The sequence below is a fragment of the Modicisalibacter muralis genome, from assembly GCF_900102945.1.
GTDB lineage: Bacteria > Pseudomonadota > Gammaproteobacteria > Pseudomonadales > Halomonadaceae > Modicisalibacter > Modicisalibacter muralis.
This window is the reverse complement of the sequence record NZ_FNGI01000004.1, coordinates 210,646-224,462: the sequence shown is the minus strand read 5'-3', so window position 1 is coordinate 224,462 and position 13,817 is coordinate 210,646. Positions and strand designations below refer to the sequence as shown.

14 protein-coding genes are annotated in these 13,817 nt (G+C 62.5%); 4 read left to right on the top strand and 10 right to left on the bottom strand.

Annotation, left to right across the window (positions count from 1 at the left end; genetic code table 11):
• Positions 1-5: 5 nt before the first annotated feature.
• The 4 genes from BLR92_RS09610 to rdgB all read right to left on the bottom strand — a co-directional run bounded on the left by BLR92_RS09610 (position 6) and on the right by rdgB (position 3,413).
• Positions 6-860, bottom strand: a complete 855-nt coding sequence (locus tag BLR92_RS09610) for a 23S rRNA (adenine(2030)-N(6))-methyltransferase RlmJ (RefSeq protein WP_089727912.1) — start codon at positions 858-860, stop codon at positions 6-8.
• Between the two features lie 72 nt (positions 861-932).
• Positions 933-1,601 carry a YiaD family glycine zipper/OmpA-like lipoprotein gene (locus BLR92_RS09605; RefSeq protein WP_089728076.1) on the bottom strand — a complete coding sequence of 223 codons (669 nt, stop codon included), beginning with the start codon at positions 1,599-1,601 and terminating at the stop codon, positions 933-935.
• A gap of 46 nt (positions 1,602-1,647) precedes the next feature.
• A complete protein-coding gene (gene hemW / locus BLR92_RS09600) occupies positions 1,648-2,817 on the bottom strand; it encodes a radical SAM family heme chaperone HemW (RefSeq protein WP_089727910.1) in 1,170 nt (389 codons plus the stop codon).
• Entirely contained in the window at positions 2,817-3,413 is a 597-nt protein-coding gene (gene rdgB / locus BLR92_RS09595) for an RdgB/HAM1 family non-canonical purine NTP pyrophosphatase (RefSeq protein ID WP_089727908.1), read from the bottom strand. Before rdgB ends, hemW begins: the two co-directional genes overlap by 1 nt.
• A 426-nt stretch (positions 3,414-3,839) precedes the next feature.
• On the opposite strand from rdgB, the gene BLR92_RS09590 reads away from it, so the two are divergent.
• Positions 3,840-4,514 carry a LuxR C-terminal-related transcriptional regulator gene (locus BLR92_RS09590; protein WP_089727906.1) on the top strand — a complete coding sequence of 225 codons (675 nt, stop codon included), beginning with the start codon at positions 3,840-3,842 and terminating at the stop codon, positions 4,512-4,514.
• 45 nt (positions 4,515-4,559) lie between these two features.
• On the opposite strand, the gene BLR92_RS09585 is transcribed toward BLR92_RS09590, so the two are convergent.
• The 6 genes from BLR92_RS09585 to BLR92_RS09560 all read right to left on the bottom strand — a co-directional run bounded on the left by BLR92_RS09585 (position 4,560) and on the right by BLR92_RS09560 (position 11,241).
• On the bottom strand, positions 4,560-6,128 hold the full coding sequence (locus BLR92_RS09585) for a bifunctional aminoglycoside phosphotransferase/ATP-binding protein (protein ID WP_089727904.1): 1,569 nt from the start codon (positions 6,126-6,128) through the stop codon (positions 4,560-4,562).
• A gap of 27 nt (positions 6,129-6,155) precedes the next feature.
• Positions 6,156-7,445 (bottom strand): glutamate-1-semialdehyde 2,1-aminomutase, encoded by a 1,290-nt coding sequence (gene hemL / locus BLR92_RS09580; protein WP_089727902.1) that lies wholly within the window; start codon positions 7,443-7,445, stop codon positions 6,156-6,158.
• 67 nt (positions 7,446-7,512) lie between these two features.
• On the bottom strand, positions 7,513-8,187 hold the full coding sequence (gene thiE, locus BLR92_RS09575) for a thiamine phosphate synthase (protein WP_089727900.1): 675 nt from the start codon (positions 8,185-8,187) through the stop codon (positions 7,513-7,515).
• The gene (thiD, locus tag BLR92_RS09570; protein ID WP_089727898.1) at positions 8,184-9,011 is read right to left on the bottom strand and encodes a bifunctional hydroxymethylpyrimidine kinase/phosphomethylpyrimidine kinase; all 828 of its coding nucleotides are present in this window, start codon (positions 9,009-9,011) and stop codon (positions 8,184-8,186) included. Before thiD ends, thiE begins: the two co-directional genes overlap by 4 nt.
• Entirely contained in the window at positions 9,011-9,442 is a 432-nt protein-coding gene (gene hemJ, locus BLR92_RS09565) for a protoporphyrinogen oxidase HemJ (RefSeq protein ID WP_089727896.1), read from the bottom strand. The genes thiD and hemJ overlap by 1 nt, the downstream gene beginning before the upstream one ends.
• 50 nt (positions 9,443-9,492) lie before the next feature.
• A complete protein-coding gene (locus BLR92_RS09560) occupies positions 9,493-11,241 on the bottom strand; it encodes a chloride channel protein (RefSeq protein ID WP_089727894.1) in 1,749 nt (582 codons plus the stop codon).
• Positions 11,242-11,381: 140 nt separating this feature from the next.
• Between BLR92_RS09560 and argC the strand changes: the two genes are divergently transcribed.
• The 3 genes from argC (at position 11,382) to BLR92_RS09545 (ending at position 13,811) form a co-directional block, all read left to right on the top strand.
• Complete coding sequence (gene argC / locus BLR92_RS09555; RefSeq protein ID WP_089727892.1) at positions 11,382-12,416, top strand: N-acetyl-gamma-glutamyl-phosphate reductase; 1,035 nt, start codon at positions 11,382-11,384, stop codon at positions 12,414-12,416.
• Positions 12,417-12,541: 125 nt separating this feature from the next.
• Positions 12,542-12,895 carry an iron-sulfur cluster insertion protein ErpA gene (erpA, locus tag BLR92_RS09550; RefSeq protein ID WP_089727891.1) on the top strand — a complete coding sequence of 118 codons (354 nt, stop codon included), beginning with the start codon at positions 12,542-12,544 and terminating at the stop codon, positions 12,893-12,895.
• A 127-nt stretch (positions 12,896-13,022) separates the two neighbouring features.
• On the top strand, positions 13,023-13,811 hold the full coding sequence (locus BLR92_RS09545; RefSeq protein WP_089727890.1) for a transporter substrate-binding domain-containing protein: 789 nt from the start codon (positions 13,023-13,025) through the stop codon (positions 13,809-13,811).
• Positions 13,812-13,817: the final 6 nt, after the last annotated feature.

Sequence of the window (13,817 nt, the reverse complement as noted above, 5' to 3'; positions counted from 1 at the left end):
CACGATCACTCCTCGACCCACCACTCACCGCGATGCGCGGCCTGCTTGCCAAGGTACGGCAGCAATGCCTGCCAGGCATCCTCGAGACGCTGGCCCAGCCCCCAGGGTGGGTTGAGCAGCAACATACCGCTACCGTACATGCCATGCTCGTCGATGCCGCGAGCGTGGCGCTGCAATTCGCTGCGCCACAATTTGCGAACGCCGGCACGCCGGACCTCGTCGAGCAGAACCTGATGGCGTCCCGCCGGCAATAGCGGATACCACACCAGCACCGTGGCATGGCGCGCCTTGCGCGCGACGAAGGCCAGCGTCTCGGCAACTTCGCTGTACTCGGACTTGCGCTCGTAACTGGGGTCAATCAGCACGCACAAGCGTGGCGTGGCCACCGGTAGCATGCTACGCAGACCCGCCAGACCATCGTCGTGAACACGCCGCGCGTTACTGGGTAGCGCCTGTGCCTCGAGATGCTGGTGCTCGCCGGGATGCAGCTCGAACAGGCTCAGGCGATCGTGACTGCGCAGGCTGTCGGCCAGCCACCAGGGCGAGCCGGGGTAATGGGTCAATTGACGCCCATCGCCCGCCTGTGCCCGCTGCAGGGCATCGAACCAGCCATCGAGCAGCGGATCGCTTCTGCTCAGCGCGGCCCGTGCCTGCCACAGCGGTACGACCCCCTGCTGGTACTCCTTGAGTTTCTGCGTCTCGGCAGCTGTCAGCGGATAGCGACCTCGACCGGCATGCGTGTCGACATACGTAACCGGAGTTTCTTTACGTAAAATGTGTTGCAGAACACAGAACAGCGTCAGATGCTTGTGAACGTCGGCGAAATTGCCGGCATGGTAGGCGTGCTGGTAGGCAAGCATGGTCGTGCCTCGACATGAAAAGGGCCCGCCGACAACGACGGGCCCGTACGCTAACGGCAAAAGCCGCGCCGATTATTGCCCGATGGGCGTCAGGGTGATCTCGACACGGCGGTTTTGTGCCCGGCCTTGCTCGGTGTCATTGCTGGCGACCGGCTGGCTCTCGCCGTAGCCGACCATGTTCAGGCGCTGACGCTCGACACCGCCTTGCGCCAGATAATTGCCGACCGTCGCGGCGCGTTGCTCGGATAGCCGCTGATTGTAATCCTCCGCGCCGGTACTGTCGGTATAGCCGGCCACGGTAATGCGCGTTTCGGGATATTCACGCATTATCGCCGTGACATCGTTCAATGCCGCGCGCGCCGCGCCGGTCAGCTCACTGGAATCGAAGCCGAAGGTCACGCTGCTCGGCATGTTAAGCACGATATTGTCACCTTGGCGCTCGACACCGATGCCGGTGCCCTGCAAGCGATCGCGCAGTTGAGCCTCCTGGCGATCCATGTAGTAGCCAATCCCGCCACCGACCGCCGCGCCCGCCGCGGCACCGATCAGCGCGCGATCGCGCCGGCTGCTGCTACCGTCGCCACTCAATGCCCCGGCCACCGCACCCACGGCGGCGCCGATACCGGCCCCTAGGGTAGCGTTGGCACGCTGGGGTTCGCCGGTGCGGGGGTTGGTGGTGGTGCAACCGGTCATCGCGACGGCGGCGGCCAGCGGCACGGCCAGCCAGAGTTTCTTGCTCATCATCCGTTGAAGGCTCCTCTGAGTTTCACACAGTACATCTTCCCGCTCAGTCGTCGCTGACCGAGGCGAGAAGCTCGTTCAAGAATAACAGACCCTGCGGCGTGGCCCGTAGCGCGCGCGGGTCTTCCACCAAGAGTCCTTTTTTGCGCGCCATTGCCAGCCGCGCTTGCAAGCGTTCGAGCGGGCGACCCGTGCGGGCTCGCCAGGTGTCCAGCGGCACGCCCTCGACCAGGCGCAGGGCATTCATGGCGAACTCCAGCGGCAGCTCATCCTCGCGGATGCGTTGACTGCCGGCGAGAAAGCCGCGCGGATCGTTGTGGCGGCGCAGATAGGCCTCGGGCTGGCGACTCTTCCAGCGCCGCTCGATGATCAGCTCGCCGTCCGGCGACCAGTGGCTCGACTTGCCATGCGCGCCGGCGCCGATACCCAGGTAGTCGCCGAAGCTCCAGTAATTGAGGTTGTGACGCGAGCGTCGCCCCTCGCGGGCGTAGGCGGATATCTCGTAGCGCGCCAGTCCGGCGGCCTCGAGCCGCGCATGGCCGGCGTCCTGAATGTCCCAGAGCGTTTCGTCCTGGGGAAGACGCGGCGGATGAACGTGGAATTCGGTATTCGGTTCCAGCGTCAGCTGATACCAGGAGAGGTGTTCGGGGGCCAGCGCCAACGCCTGGTCGAGATCATCCAGCGCCAACGCCACGTCCTGGCCCGGCAGGCCATGCATCAGATCCAGATTGAGATTGTCGAAGCCGGCATGCCGGGCGTTCTCGACCGCATGCCGGGCCTCCTCGCCACTGTGGATTCGCCCCAGCGCCGCGAGTTGCGCCGGCTGGAAGCTCTGCACGCCGATCGACAAGCGGTTGATGCCCGCTTCGCGGTAACCGCTGAAGCGCTGCTGTTCGACGGTGCCGGGATTGGCCTCGAGGGTGATCTCGCATTGCGCCGCCAAGGCCAGCCGCCGTTCGAGCTCGATGAACAGGCGCCGATAAAACGACGGCGACATCAGGCTCGGCGTACCGCCACCGATGAACACGCTGTCTAGCTCACGCTCCCCGGCCAGTGCCAGTTCGCCATCGAGATCGGCCAGCAGCGCCGCGAGGTAGGCATCCTCGGGCAATTCGGTCCCCCGCCCGACGCCGTGTGAATTGAAATCGCAGTAGGGGCACTTGCGCACGCACCATGGCACATGCACGTAAAGCGAGAGTGGGGGTAAGCCCGCCATCAGCGCAACTGCTCCACCAAGGCGTGAAGCGCCCTGCCGCGATGGCTCAAGCGATTCTTTTCCAGCGCGCTGAGTTCGGCGGCACTCATGCCCTTCTCCGGCACCCAGAACAGCGGATCGTAGCCGAAGCCTCCCTCGCCACGCGGGTGGGCCAGGATCTCGCCGTCCCAACAGATCTGCACGATTCGCGGTACCGGGTCCTCGGCATGCCGCAACAGCACCAGAACGCACCAGTAACGCGCCGTACGCTGGCCTTCGGGAACCTGGTCGAGTGCCTCGAGCAGCTTGCGATTGTTGGCTTCATCGTTCTTCGGCGTTCCGGCATAACGCGCCGAATGGATACCCGGTGCTCCGTCGAGGGCGTCGACGGCCAGCCCCGAGTCGTCGGCAAGCGCCGCCAAGCCACTGATACGAGAAGCCGCACGAGCCTTGAGCAGCGCATTCTCGACGAACGTCAGGCCACTTTCCTCGACCTCGGGAACAGCAAAATCAGACTGCGGCCTGACATCGAAAGCCAGCGGCTCGAGCAATTCCCGGAATTCTCTCAGCTTGCCGGGATTGCCACTGGCCAGCACCAGGGAATGAGCGGTCGTCATGAAAATATCTCCAGAAAACAGGCGAAGTCATTCTACGGGGTTAGAAAAGCCATGAAGAGTGCTCGTGGCGCGGCTTAGCTTTCAATCACCGGCGCACTGGAAAAAACGCCTCCCGGGCATCAGTCAAGCGATGACAATCCGCGAGAAATCACCTAGACCCTATACACCGGCCACCTGATTTTTCTGCTTCGAATATCGTCCCATCTGTCTTTCCTGTATCCAGGTTGACCATCAAGTGGCTATTTCCAAGGGTTATTTCCTAATTCTAGTTAAAAAAATAATTTCATAGATAAAAAAGCTATAAAAACATTTTGGTAACTTAACTTTACAAAAATGAAAAAACCGACAACGCTGAATCAGTCCTCTTCATGAGAGCGCAGGGACAGCTAACCCAAAAAAACAGGCCATACTTCCGGAGTAAGAGCCATGAGCCAAGAGAATGTGATGATACTTCTTGTAACTGATTGTAACCCTCAATCCCAGCTATTCATCGACTACATCGGCGAGCAGCTCGATTGTCAGATCACCGCGCTGGGACCGCATGATTCGGCCGCGCATATCGATTGCGAGAAGATGCTGGTGCTGCTCGATGCCGACCATGTCGACGAGAGTTGCATGCAACAGTGGCACGGAAAGACCGCTGAATGCCCGACGATGGCATTGGCGGCCTTCAACCTCAAGGATGAAGACCATGCCGCCGACGTGCTTTCTTCCTTGCACCTGCAGGGAGTTTTCTATCGTCGTGACAATCTTGCCCTGATCTGTAAAGGCATCGGCGCGCTATTGGAAGGCGACCTATGGATGTCACGCTCGCTGATGACTCGCCTGATCGAATTCTATCGTCGCCAGCAGCTCAACGCCTATCGCCCGGTTTGTGGATTGACCCACCGGGAGTTGGAAATCATCGGCCTGCTCGGCTCCGGCGCCTCGAATACCGAAATCGCCGAAAAACTCTTCGTCAGCGAGCATACGGTGAAATCGCATCTTTACAATATCTTCCGCAAGATCAAGGTACACAACCGTATCCAGGCCATGAACTGGGCACGCCAGAACCTCGGCGCGCCACCGGTGCATGTCGGTAAGTCGGCTCAGGTACGATAACGAAAGCCATGTTACCAGTGAACCGGCCAAGGGTTTCACCCGCATTCAGTTCAGCCGTAGATGCTCCTGAATCAATCCAACCAGCGTCAGGTTGGCATTTTCAGCGGTGGTATCCAGGTGCACCAGGTGTAGGCGCTCATCGTCGGAGAATGGCTGCAGATTGGCGAGCTGCCGCTCGAGTACCGACAGCCCTGCTTCCGATGGATCACCACCGCGACGCGCACGTTTCTCGATACGCGCGCGCAGCGTCGCTTCGTCGGCCTCGAAGCTGACCATCAGCACCGGCAAACCACGCCCCTCGGCTTCGTGACGCAGCCGATCGCGTTGGGCCCGCTTGAGACAGGTGGCATCGATACATACCGGCAGACCGGCTTCGAGCACGATGCCGGTTAGTTTGGCGAGATGCGCATAGGTTCGTTCGGTAGCCTCGCTGTGATAGATATCCACACCCTGCTGCGCGCTACTGGCCCGCGGCTCGAATCCGAACAGGCGCTTGCGCTCGACATCCGAACGCAGCCTTACCACCCCCAGGCGGCGTACCATCTCGCCGGTGAATCGACTCTTGCCGCTTCCCGACACGCCGACACCGATCACCAGATAAGGAAAGGTGAACTCGCTATAGCGTCGCGCCAGTTCGATGTGACGGCGATAATCGGCGATGACCGCCGGGCGGTCGGCGGGATGCAGTTCGGCCTGGTGATAACGCAGCATATCGACCTTGGCTTTCACCAGCGCCCAATACAACTTATAGAATGGCAACAGCCGCAACAGGCTGTGATCGCCAGAGAGTTCCAGATAGCGATTCAACGCGTGATGGGCAAAGGCGTTTTCACCTCGCGCCTCGAGATCCATCAGCAAAGAGGCCAGGTCGCCGCCGACGTCGTTCCAGCGCAGTTCCTCGTTGAACTCGATGCCATCGAACATCAGCGCACGGCCTTCATGCTGCACGGCATTGCCCAGATGCACGTCACCATGGGTCTCGCGTACGAAACCCTCGCGACGGCGGCGCTCGAACTCGGCATCGAAGCGCGCGAACGCCTCCTCGGTCCAGGTACGCAGATGCACCAGACGCTGACGGTCGGCATCGCTATCGAGGCGCGCGCCGATCAGTTCGAATTCGCGCTCGACGATGCGTTGCATGGCCTGCCGCGAGCCGAAATCGCTGCCCTCGGGCACCCGCTCGGCCAGTTCGTGGAAGGCCACCAGTTGATCGATCAGATCGTCGAGCAGCTCCAGCGACAACTCGCCGCTGGCTTGCAGGTTGCTGAACAGCAGGCGATTGCTGAACTGGCGCATCTTTACGGCGTACTCGAAGGGCGCCGATGCATCGTTGATACGTGGCGCATCGGGCGTGCCCGAGATCGGTACCGCCTCGAGATACAGCGAAGGGGCCAGGCGACGGTTGAGCCGTACCTCCTGTTCGCATAGCCGGCGGCGTTTCTCCAGACTGGAAAAATCCAGAAAGCTGCCGAAATCCAGCGGTTTCTTGACCTTGTAGGCGAAATCGCCGGTCAGCACGATCCACGAGATATGCGTCTCGAAGACTTCCACGTCAGCCACCGGGTGGTCATAACAGCCGGCGTCGTGCAGCGCTTTTATCAGGGCCTGGCTCACCGTGTTCTCCCCGCGTTATTCAAAAACTCACAGCCTGGCCATCGCCATGAAGACTTTCTCCGCCGCATCCAGGGTGACCTGAATGTCTTCCGGGGTATGCGCGCTGGATAGGAAACCGGCCTCATACGCCGAGGGCGCCAGATACACGCCATGCTCGAGCATGCCGGTGAAGAAGCGCCGAAACGCCTCGCCGTCGCAAGCCGTGGCCTGGGCGAAGTTATCCACCCGCGATTGACCGGTGAAGAAAACCCCGAACATGCCGCCGGCGCGCTGGGTGAGCATCTCCACCCCGGCCGATGCGGCACGCTCGGACAGCCCGTCGCACAGTGTATCGACGCGTTGCGCCAGTGCCTGGTGGAAGCCCGGCTGACGAATCTTGCCAAGTAGCGCGATGCCCGCGGCCATCGCCAGCGGGTTGCCGGCCAGGGTACCGGCCTGGTAGACCGGCCCCAGCGGCGATATCTGCTGCATGATCTCGCGCCGGCCACCGAAGGCGCCCACCGGCATGCCGCCACCGACGATCTTGCCCAGGCAGGTCAAATCCGGGGTCACGCCGTAATGCGCCTGGGCACCGCCCAGCGCAACGCGGAAGCCGGTCATCACCTCGTCGAAGATCAGCACGCTGGTGTACTCGTCGCATACCGCGCGCAGGGTCTCGAGAAAGCCCGGCAGCGGCGGGATGCAGTTCATGTTGCCGGCCACCGGCTCGACGATGATGCAGGCCACCTGATCGCCGATCTCGGCGAAGCACTCGCGCACCGCCTCGCTGTCGTTATAGGGCAGCGTCACGGTATGTTCGGCCAGCGACGCGGGTACGCCGGGTGAACTGGGCTCGCCGTGGGTCAGCGCCCCGGAGCCGGCCTTGACCAGCAGCGAGTCCGAGTGGCCATGGTAGTTGCCCTCGAACTTGACGATCTTGTCGCGTCCGGTATAGCCACGCGCCAGGCGGATCGCCGACATGGTCGCCTCGGTGCCGGAGTTGACCATGCGCACCAGTTCGATCGAAGGAATGATCTCGCAGATCAGCTCGGCCATGCTGGTTTCGATAGCGGTCGGCGTACCGAACGACAAGCCGGCATCGAGGCGGCTGCGCACCGCGCTGAGCACCTCGGGGTCGGCATGGCCGGTAATCATCGGGCCCCATGAACCGACGTAGTCGACATAGCGCTGGCCTTCGACATCGAACAGATAGGCGCCCTGCGCGCGCTCGATGAATACCGGAGGCCGCTGCATGCCCTTGAAGGCACGCACCGGCGAATTCACCCCACCGGGAATGTGTCGGCAGGCCAGTTCGAAGAGCTGTGCGGAAGTGATCATGGTTGCCTCATCACGGTTTTCGCCAAAATTGTGGATAACTCTCTGGACAGGTCGAATAACTCTGCGTTCATATCCTGTGGATAAATTTCGCCGCGTGACGCTTCAGGCAGAGGTTCAGTTCGCGGACGCAAGCCTCGGGGTCTTTGCCACCGAATACCGCATGAACCATCGCCAGCAGCTCGGCACCGGCGGCATGCGCAGTGCTAGCATTGTCGCTATCGATACCGCCGATGGCTACCCGTGGCAAGCCGAAACGTCCTGCCCGGGCCAACAGTTCGAGCGAAGCCGGCGGTGCCTCGGGCTTGGTGCGCGAGACGAAGAACCGCCCGAAGGCCAGATAACTGGCGCCATCGGCGGCGGCGCGCGCGGCGAAATCGAGCCGCGCGTGGCACGTGGCGCCGATGATCGCATCAGGACCCAAGCGCTCGCGGGCTTCGCGCAACGAGCCATCGCGCTGACCCAGATGCAATCCGACATCGTTGAACCCTTCCACGCGCAGACGACGGACCAGAGCCAGGTCGTCATTGACGATCAGCGGCACGCCATGCTCGGTGCATAGCGCCGCCAAGGCTCGCGCCTGTCGCCAGCGCCGAACGTCATCGGTCGACTTGTCGCGGTACTGCAACAGCGCAAGACCGCCGCGCAGGGCGGCTTCGCAGGCGCCCAGCAATTGCGCGTCATCGGGCAGCAGCACGGCATCGGTGATCGCATAGATGCCTCGCGTCCAATCGTTGGCGCTCATGGCCGCGGCTCCCTGGGCAGCACCGGGGATTGCCAGAAGCGGCGCGGCAGCGCCTGGGCATTACCCGGACGCCAACCATGCCTGAGGCTCTCCCAGGTAAAGCGCTGGGCCTGTTCGCAGGCCATGACCAGGCGCTCGCCGACGGCCAGCCGAGCAGCCAGCGCGGCGGCCAGCGTGCAACCCGAACCGTGATAGCTCGCCGCCAGTCGCGGCCAGTGCCATTGGCGGCTGGTGTCCGGCGTGTGCAGGGTGTTCATTACCGTGTCCTCGGGTACGCCGGGTACCGGGCTATCGGTGCCGGTGACCAGCAGTGCCTGGCAACCCAGCGACATCAACGCCACCACGCGCTCGACATCGTCGTTGCCGTGTTCGCCGGCAAGCCATGCCAGCTCAGCGCGGTTGGGCGTGAGAATATCCACAAGCGGTAGCAGACGCCGGCGGAAATCGTCGATCAGCGCGGTTGTGGATAAGTTCTTTCCGCCGCCGGCCCTGAGCACCGGATCCACCACCAGCGGGATTCCCGGGCAGGCGCGCACTACGTCCTCGATGGCATCGAGCGTCGCCTCGTCGGCGATCAACCCGACCTTGATCGCCGAAACCTCGAACTCGTCGAGCAGCGCCCAGGCCATATCGCGGATACCGTCGGCGGGGCAAGGCATCACGCGCAATACATCGCGGGTGCTCTGTACGGTGAGGCTGGTGGGTATGCTCAGTGGCCAGCCACCACAGGCGGCAACCGCTTCGGCATCGGCGATCAGCCCGGCGCCGCCGGTGGGATCGTGCCCGGCCATGACCAGCACCACGGGAAGCTTGGCAGCATTCATCAAAACGGCTTCACCATGGCCAGGATGACGATGAGAACCAGCGCGATCACCGGTGCCTCATTGAACAGCCGGAAGAATTTCGGCGATTTCAGACAGGCTCCCGCCGCCAGTTTCTTCATGTAAGCCAGGCACACATGGTGATAGCCGATAAGCAAGGCTACCAACAGCAGCTTGACGTGCATCCAGCCATTGCTCAGGTGGCCGGGCACCAGTAGCAACAGCCAGCCTCCCAGCACCAGCACCGCGATCATCGACGGCGTCATGATCCCGCGATACAGCTTGCGCTCCATCACCTGGAAATACTCGATGGCCTGGCTATCGCCCTTGTCGCGCGCCATGGCGTGATAGACGAACAGCCGTGGCAGGTAGAACAGCGCGGCGAACCAGGTCACCACGGCGATCAGATGAAACGCTTTCACCCACAAGTACATTCCGGCTCCTTCAAGGACCTAGGCGTCCGTTTATCGCGTGCAGCACTCATTCATCGCCTATACCGATAGTAGCTCTCGATGGCGTCGCGAGTAATGATACCGGAAATCCTGCCGCTCAGCGGCGCGCTCGACGCCTCCACGTAGAGCGCATCCACGGCGTGTTCGTCCAGGCGGTCGAAGGCTTCGCCGAGCGTCGCCTGTGGGTGGATCGACGCCAGCTCGAGCCGCTGACCGGGAATCTCCAGGAGATCGAACGCCGCGGTCTCGGCGAGCTGCTCGTCGAGCAGCGCCCGAGCCAGATCGGCGGCCTTCAAGGCCAGGGCCGGCTTGTCGTCGCTGGAGCGTACGATGATCACCCAGGTCGGCTTGCCGCCAAGCAGCTCCTCGGCGGCCTCGCGATCGACCCGACGCGGGCTAATGGTCAGCTTGCGATCCATCACCGCCGGTACCGAAACCCGCGACAACGCCTGCATCAGTGGCTGCTGCAACGGATGCAGGCCATGCTGCGTCTGGGTAATGAAAAATCCCCGGCAATCGCACAACTGGCGTGCCGCGAGGCCCGCAACCACCACCGCCAGCATCCCCGGCAGAATCATACTGGGATTGTGAGTCAGCTCGACGAGCGCCATCAAGGCCGCCAATGGCGCCTGCAGCACCGCGCCCATCATCGCCGCCATGCCAAGCATCGCGTAGACTTCGGGCCCCGAGGCCGACAGCGGCATCAAAAACCCGCCCAGCATGCCACACAATGCGCCGGCGGCGGCCCCCATCACCAGGATCGGGCCGATGATACTCACCGGAATGCCGCAGGCCACGGCCAGGGCAGTCAGCAGCAGTTTGCCGATGGCCACCGCTACCAGCACGTCGATGGGCAGCGATGTCGTCAGCGTCAGGCCGAGGGTGTCGTAACCCATGCCCTGAACCTGCGGATACCACCAGGCGACGCCACCCACCAGCGCGCCGACCAGCGAAAAGCGCCACCACACCGGCAAGCGCTGCAACTGCTCGTGGCCCTGCGCCACCCTGACGAACAGCCCGGCGAGCAGGCCGATCGCCAGTGCGCTGACCACGATCCACGGCAGGTCGAGCAGCGAGCGCAGGTGCAAGCCGGGGATGGGGAAGGCCGGCTCCGGGCCATAGACCAGTTGCGCGACCACAGCACCCATGCTTGATGCCAGGATCACCGGCATGAAGCCGGCGATGGTGTACTCCATCACCACCACCTCCATGGCGAAGATGACCCCGGCGATAGGCGTGTTGAACGAAGCGGCGATGCCCGCCGCCGTGCCACAGCCCACCAGCACGCGCAGGCTGTTGTGCGGCAGGCTCAGGCGTTGGCCGAGCCCGCTGGCGGCCGCCGCGCCAAGATGGATAGCCGGGCCTTCGCGCCCGGCGGAGAGCCCGCCCAGTACCGAAACCACGCCGACCCACCACTGATTGATCCAGTTGCGTAGCGGCAGGCGACCCTGATGATGGGTCAGGCGTTCGATGACATGGGCGATGCCCACCTTGCGCGCACCGGCCGGCTGACGCCATAACCAGGCACCGATCAACACAACAGCGATCAGCGGCATCAATGAACGCACGCCCGCAGGCAAGGCCTCGAACGCCTCGATATCACCATGCGGCATGAAAACCCAGGCACCCAGCGTCAGCAGCGACCGAAAGGCCACCATCAGCGCACCGGTTATCAGCCCCGATACCAGGCCGAGCAGGCAAAGCTGCGGCAGCGCATCGACACTGGCGAGTTGCCGACGAAAGCGTTCGAGACTCGGCTTGGGCAAACGCGGATGAGACACGCGAAAAAATCCTTATAGCGAAAGTTACCTACACTATCGCCAGATGACATTGAATGCAGGCCCATGACCTTGTGTATCATACCCTCAGAGCGACGTTTTCGAACGAACGGCATCTTTCCATTCCCTTCAAGGAGTACACCGTGATCAAGGTCGGTATCGTTGGTGGCACTGGATACACCGGGGTCGAACTCCTGCGCCTGCTGGCACAGCATCCCGAGGTCGATGTGGATGTCATCACCTCGCGCTCGGAGGCCGGGCTGAGCGTATGCAATCTCTATCCCAACCTGCGTGGCCACTATGACCGACTGACCTTCAGCGAACCCGATCCCGCGCGCCTCGGTGAGTGCGATGCGGTGTTCTTCGCCACGCCGCATGGCGTCGCCCACGCGCTGGCCGGCGAGTTGCTCGAGCGCGGTACCCGGGTGATCGATCTGTCCGCCGATTTTCGCATCGCCGATGCCGATGAATGGTCGCGTTGGTACGGCCAACCGCATGGCGCACCGCAACTGCTCGACCAGGCCGTCTACGGGCTGCCCGAAGTCAATCGCCAGCGTATTCGCGGCGCCCGACTGATTGCCGTACCGGGTTGCTACCCGACTGCCGTGCAGCTCGGCCTGTTGCCGCTGCTCGAGCAAGGGCTGATCGATATCGATCGCATCATCGCCGACTGCAAAACCGGGGTTACCGGCGCCGGGCGCGGTGCCAAGGTCGGCTCGCTACTGGCCGAGGCCGGTGAATCGATGAAGGCCTACGCCACCAGCGGCCATCGCCACCTGCCGGAAATTCGCCAGGGCCTGGTGCATGCCGCCGGCGCCCCGGTGGGACTCACCTTCGTGCCCCACCTCACGCCGATGATTCGTGGCATTCATGCCACGCTATATGGCCGCTTGACCGGCAACGCCGACGATTTGCAGGCGCTTTTCGAGGAACGCTACGCCGATGAGCCGGCGGTGGACGTCATGCCGCCAGGCAGCCATCCCGAGACCCGCAGCGTCAAGGGCTCCAATCTCTGCCGCCTGGCGGTGCACCGCCCCGCTGACGGCGACACCGTGGTGGTGCTGTCGGTGATCGACAACCTGGTCAAGGGCGCCTCCGGCCAGGCCTTGCAGAACCTCAACCTGATGTTCGGCTTCCCTGAAATGACCGGCATGCAGGCCCCGGCGCTATTGCCCTGAGTTGGCAGGGAAGGCGACCCGGTGTATCAGGATCAAGACGTTACCGAGTAAAAGTTGACCCTTTTGCTCGGGATTGCGGATAATGCCTTATCGCATTACCTCATTATCAACACGGGAGGCCCCCTATGAGCGGTGCCGCATCCTTTGCCCCCACGCCGCTATTGCTTACCGATTCCGCCGCACGACGCCTGCGCGCGCTGGCCGCCGAGGAGAATAACCCGGCGCTCAAGCTGCGGGTGTTCGTCACCGGTGGCGGCTGTTCAGGCTTTCAGTACGGCTTCGACTTCGCCGAGCAGACCGCGGACGACGATACCGTCATCGAAATCGACGATGTCGGCATGGTCGTCGACCCGTTGTCCTACCAGTACCTGGTCGGCTCCACCGTGGACTTCGAGGAGGGCCTGGCCGGCGCACGTTTCGTGATCAAGAACCCCAATGCCACCTCCACCTGCGGCTGCGGCTCCTCGTTCATGGTGTAAACCCGCATCAGCATTTCGTATTAGCCACTCACAAGCGGCATCTCCCGCCTGCCGCTTGACGGTTTCCCGCGAACTCGCCAAGGTAAAAGACGCGTTCCATGAATAACATTTCTAATTGGGGAACCCCATGAAAAGCAATCTTCTTAAGCAGGCTACACTGATAGGCGCCATGGCTCTCGGCCTGGGCGTTTCGGCCTCGGCACTCGCCCAGGACGAGAACACCGTTAGCGTGGTTACCGACCCCAGTTTCGTGCCCTTCGAGATGCTCGACAAGGAAACCGGCAAGATGGTCGGTTTCGATATGGATATCATCCGTGAGGTCGCCGATCGCGCCGGGTTCGAGATGAATCTGCGCACCATGGACTTCAACGGTATCATCCCCGCCGTCCAGACCGGCAATGCCGAAATCGCCATCGCCGGGATCACCATCACCGAAGAGCGCGACAAGGTCGTCGATTTCAGCGATCCCTATTACGATTCCGGCTTGCGCATCCTGGTGCCCGCCAGCAACGATAGCGTCGACGAGTTGAGCGACCTGGAAGGTATGAGCATCGGCACCAAGATCGGCTCGACCAGCTACGATTACCTGCAAAAGCATCTCGGCGACAGTTCCGAGATCAAGCCGTACCCGGGCAGCGCCGACATGTACCTGGCATTGATGGGCGGTAGCGTCGACGCGGTCTTCTACGATGCGCCCAACGTCGGCTATTTCGCCAAGACCAAGGGCGAAGGCCGTGCCAAGGTGGTCGGTCCGCTCTACGAGGGCCAGCAGTACGGTATCGTCTTCACCTCCGGCAGCGAGTGGCTCGAGCCAACCAACAAGGCATTGGCTTCGATGAAGGAAGACGGCACCTACGACGAAATTTACACCAAGTGGTTTGGCGAGGCGCCCAGCGAAGACGCTTCCGCTGAATAAGCCATA

Bases quoted from the DNA above. Each gene is read 5' to 3' on its own strand.
- BLR92_RS09610 (WP_089727912.1), bottom strand. From the start codon at position 860: ATGCTTGCCTACCAGCACGCCTACCATGCCGGCAATTTCGCCGACGTT.
- BLR92_RS09605 (WP_089728076.1), bottom strand. From the start codon at position 1,601: ATGAGCAAGAAACTCTGGCTGGCCGTGCCGCTGGCCGCCGCCGTCGCG.
- hemW (WP_089727910.1), bottom strand. From the start codon at position 2,817: ATGGCGGGCTTACCCCCACTCTCGCTTTACGTGCATGTGCCATGGTGC.
- rdgB (WP_089727908.1), bottom strand. From the start codon at position 3,413: ATGACGACCGCTCATTCCCTGGTGCTGGCCAGTGGCAATCCCGGCAAG.
- BLR92_RS09590 (WP_089727906.1), top strand. From the start codon at position 3,840: ATGAGCCAAGAGAATGTGATGATACTTCTTGTAACTGATTGTAACCCT.
- hemL (WP_089727902.1), bottom strand. From the start codon at position 7,445: ATGATCACTTCCGCACAGCTCTTCGAACTGGCCTGCCGACACATTCCC.
- thiE (WP_089727900.1), bottom strand. From the start codon at position 8,187: ATGAGCGCCAACGATTGGACGCGAGGCATCTATGCGATCACCGATGCC.
- thiD (WP_089727898.1), bottom strand. From the start codon at position 9,011: ATGAATGCTGCCAAGCTTCCCGTGGTGCTGGTCATGGCCGGGCACGAT.
- hemJ (WP_089727896.1), bottom strand. From the start codon at position 9,442: ATGTACTTGTGGGTGAAAGCGTTTCATCTGATCGCCGTGGTGACCTGG.
- erpA (WP_089727891.1), top strand. From the start codon at position 12,542: ATGAGCGGTGCCGCATCCTTTGCCCCCACGCCGCTATTGCTTACCGAT.
- BLR92_RS09545 (WP_089727890.1), top strand. From the start codon at position 13,023: ATGAAAAGCAATCTTCTTAAGCAGGCTACACTGATAGGCGCCATGGCT.